Consider the following 1,179-nt stretch of genomic DNA (forward strand, 5'->3'; position numbering starts at 1 on the left):
CGAAAGAAGCCGGTCGCCGCGCAAAATATGGGCGAGCCCTTCATCGACGCCGCGGTGGTTGCGCCATTCAAGCAAATAATAATGCTTCGAGCGCGCGATGCCGTCGCTTTTCGCAAAACCGTCCAACGCGAAAGCGCTGTCGCCCTCTGCATCGTCTGTGAGCGCGATTGTTCCATCTGCCGTCACTTGAATGTTGTCAACATACCAGCCAGCTTCCGACACCGCCACATCGGTGATGTAATGGAAGCGAAGGTCAATCGTTTGTCCTGCATAGGCCGACAAGTCAAATTCCGCCTTCACCCAGCCGTTTGACGTACCGGTAATGCCGTTGCCCGGGTTTTGCCCGTACGGATTGTCGGGCGTCGTAATGTTTCCTTGAATTGTTGTCCATTCGTTGCTGCCATGCGGTTTTACTTCTACCGCCCCATAATCCCAGTCTTTCTCAATCGCATACCATGTATCAAATGCCAGCGTCGCCTTGGACGCTCTCGTCAAATCGATCGTCGTTGACATCGTATGATCTAAGTTGTTTCCACTGCCGGAGAAATAGGCATACGCACCGCTTGGCGGGGTCGTGATGACCGTTTCTTTGTCCGGCAAGTTGATGCGCACGGCATCGTTGTTCGTCCCTTTCGTGTTCGCTTCATCGAGCACGACTTCAACACCGTTTGGCGTTACTTCGTTCCACTCAACGGTCGTTCCGCTCAGCCAGTTGCTGCCGGGCATGGTCGACTGCAAAAACTGTTTCGNCCAGGCGCTGAAGCCGGTCGGCTCGGTGCCCGGAATGCGTCCCGCCCAACTTCCGCTTGACATAATCGACCAATAGGCAACTGGCTCGCCCAGACCGGAGTAAATCGTATCGTATTCATCCGGCAGCCCTAAATCGTGGCCGTATTCGTGAGCAAACACTCCTGCCGCCCCGTCAGCCGGCTCAATCGTATAATCGTAAGCCGCCAGTTGGCCGCGCCAATACGGCACATCCGTCGTCGTATTCGGAATGCGGTACACCGATCCTAAATTCCAGCGGTGCGACCAAATGGCATCGCCGCCGAGCGAACCGCCGCCCGATTCTTCTCCGACGCTGGAGTGAATGATCATTAAATGGTCAATCAAACCGTCCGGTTCGCGATAATTGCCGTCGCCGTCTAAATCGTAGCGATCCTCTTGGTCAAACTCACG

General features: G+C 55.2%; 1 protein-coding gene and 1 pseudogene. Both read right to left on the minus strand.

What is annotated here, in order from left to right; translation table 11 throughout:
- On the minus strand, positions 1 to 749 hold a 749-nt coding region (locus VU18_RS19745; RefSeq protein ID WP_236687325.1), incomplete at both ends, for a choice-of-anchor J domain-containing protein.
- Position 750: 1 nt separating this feature from the next.
- Positions 751 to 1,179: pseudogene (locus tag VU18_RS19750) on the minus strand (immune inhibitor A domain-containing protein); the annotation flags it as partial.

The sequence above is a fragment of the Geobacillus sp. ZGt-1 genome, from assembly GCF_001026865.1.
Taxonomy (GTDB): domain Bacteria; phylum Bacillota; class Bacilli; order Bacillales; family Anoxybacillaceae; genus Geobacillus; species Geobacillus thermoleovorans.